Origin of the sequence: Ramlibacter sp., assembly GCF_036676645.1 — a bacterium.
Classification (GTDB): Bacteria; Pseudomonadota; Gammaproteobacteria; order Burkholderiales; family Burkholderiaceae_C; genus Ramlibacter.
The window spans coordinates 1-2,385 of sequence record NZ_JAKFCM010000037.1 but is presented as its reverse complement, the minus strand read 5'-3'; the positions used below and the strand labels follow the sequence as shown (position 1 = coordinate 2,385).

At 72.7% G+C, this 2,385-nt stretch carries 2 protein-coding genes and 1 pseudogene; 2 read left to right on the top strand and 1 reads right to left on the bottom strand.

The genetic code is table 11. The features are described from left to right. Together V6M57_RS06635 and V6M57_RS06630 are read left to right on the top strand one after the other, a co-directional pair. Positions 1-1,059 (top strand): ABC transporter substrate-binding protein (locus tag V6M57_RS06635; RefSeq protein ID WP_332814205.1); only part of this gene is annotated, 1,059 nt, incomplete at its 5' end. 58 nt (positions 1,060-1,117) lie between these two features. Then, positions 1,118-2,074, top strand: a complete 957-nt coding sequence (locus V6M57_RS06630; protein WP_332814204.1) for an alpha/beta hydrolase — start codon at positions 1,118-1,120, stop codon at positions 2,072-2,074. A 34-nt stretch (positions 2,075-2,108) separates the two neighbouring features. On the opposite strand, the pseudogene V6M57_RS06625 reads toward V6M57_RS06630, so the two are convergent. Next, positions 2,109-2,385 (bottom strand): annotated as a pseudogene (locus tag V6M57_RS06625) (methyl-accepting chemotaxis protein); the annotation flags it as partial.

Sequence of the window (2,385 nt, the reverse complement as noted above, 5' to 3'; positions counted from 1 at the left end):
CTGGCGATGCCGGCCGAGCCCATCGTCATCGGCCAGTCGCTGCCGCTCACCGGCAGTGGCTTTCCGGTGGCCAACCGGGTGCTGGCCGGTGCCAAGGCCTATGTGCAACGGTTCAACGCCAGCGGCGGCCTGCAGGGCCGGCCGCTGGAGCTGGTGACGCTGGACGACGGGGGCGACCCCGAGCGCCACGCGGCGAACCTGCGCACCCTGGCCAGCCAGCACCGCGCGGTGGCCGTGCTCAACTGCCTGGGCGAAAGCGCCTGCCGGGCCGCCGCCGAGGCCACGCGCGAGCTGCGCCTGCCACTGATCGGCCCGATGTCGGGCGCGCTCGCGCTGCGCTCGCCCACGCTTCCGCAGGTGTTCAGCCTGCGCCCGGACGACGCGCGCGAAGCGGCTGCGCTGGCGCGCCAGTTGCAGTCCATCGGCATCACACGCGCCCTGCTGCTGAGCGACGGCGCGGAACCGGCGCGCGGCGAAGCGCTGGCCCAGGCCCTGGAAACATCGGGCATCCGGCTGCAACGCGCCACGGTCGATGCCACCAAGGACGCGATCGGAGGCGCCTTGCAGCGCATGACACCCGGCGCGCAGCAGGCGCTGGTCATCCACCTCGGGCTGGACGGCCAGGACGCGCTGGGCCGGCTGGACGCCAGCCTCTTCGCGGGGGTGCCCGGCACCATCGCCACGCTGTCGTCGGGCGGCTTGACCCACATGACGCGGCTGTTTCCCGGCCGCGTGGTCGGCTACACCAGCGTGGTGCCCAACCCGGAAACGCCCCGCCTGCCGGTGGTGCGCGAATTCCTGCGCGACGCCGACACCTTCATCGGCCCCGAGGCCATCACCTTCGAAGGACTGGAGGCCTACCTCAACCTGCGCCTGTGCGCCGAAGCCTTGCGCCGGGCCGGCCCGTCGGCCGACGGCGCCCGGCTCGCGCAAAGCCTGGAGGCCCTGGGCGCGCTCGACATGGGCGGCTTTCGCCTGCGCTTCGGCCCCGGCCAGCACCATGGCTCGGAGTTCGTCGAGGTCGGCCTGCGCGCACGCGACGGCCGCCTGCTGCGCTGACCGCCCCCCCTTTTCACACCCCCCAACCCCTTTTCCCATTCCCCCAACAGGAGACCCCATGACCGTCACCACCACCCTCCCCCGCGCGCCCATGGACCCGGGCCTCGCCGGCTTTCTGGCCCAGGCCTCGGCGCAGGGCAACCCGCCACTGGAAGCGCTGCCGCCCGCGGTCGGGCGCCAGATCTACCGCGACCTGGCCGCCGGCCTGGGCCTGCCGCCACCCGTGGTCGCCACGGAAGACCGCAGCATCGCGGGCCCCGGCGGGCCGCTCAAGCTGCGCATCTACCACCCCGATGCGGCCGGGCCGCTGCCCGCGCTGTTCTATGTGCACGGCGGCGGCTACGTGATCGGCGACCTGGAAACCCACGACGCGGTGTGCCGCACCCTGTGCCACAGCGTGGGCGCCGTGGTGGTGGCGGTGGACTACCGGCTCGCGCCGGAGCACCCGTTTCCCGCCGCCGTGGACGACGTGGTCTGCGTGCTGCGGTGGCTGGCAGCGCACGCCAAAGAACTGCGCGCCGACCCGTCGCGCATCGCCCTGGCAGGTGACAGCGCGGGGGCCCAGCTGGCCGCCACGGCCTGCCTGCGCACGGCCGGCACGATCGCGCCGCGCGCCCTGGGCCTGATCTATCCGGTGGCGCAACACCACAGCGAACCCAGCGCCTCGATGGCCGAGAACGGCGAGGGCAAGTTCCTCACCCACGGTGTCATGCAATGGTTCATCAACAGCTACCTGGACGGCCGCAGCGAACTCAAGCGGCACCCGGACTTCGCTCTGCTGAGCGCGCCCGCACTGGCCACGCTGCCGCCGAGCTGGGTCGCCACCATGGGCCACGACCCGTTGCGCGACGAGGGCCACGCGCTGGCGCAGCGCATCGAACAAGCGGGCGTCGCCACCGAGCACCGCCATTACCCCGGCGCCATCCACGCCTGCATCCACTTCACGGCCGTCTCACCGGTGGGCGGGCAGGTGGTGGCCGACCTGGCCGACTGGCTGCGCGCGCGGCTGGCGTGACGCACTGCGCCTGGGGTTGGGGGTATCCCGACCTTTATTCGACGGGTGCCACAAGGCCGTGGCGGGGTGCAAACCGGAAGGCGGCGACCGTCTGCACCAGGTCGCCGGCCTGGCTCTTGAGGCTGCTCGCGGCGGACGCGATCTGTTCCACCATGGCCGCGTTCTGCTGGGTGTTCTGGTCCATCTGCGTCACGGCGTCGCTGACCTGACCCACCGCGCTGCTCTGCTCGGTGCTGGCCGCGCTGATCTCGGCCACGATGTCGGTCACGTGGCGGATGCTCTGCACCACGTCCTGCATGGTGCTGCGTGCG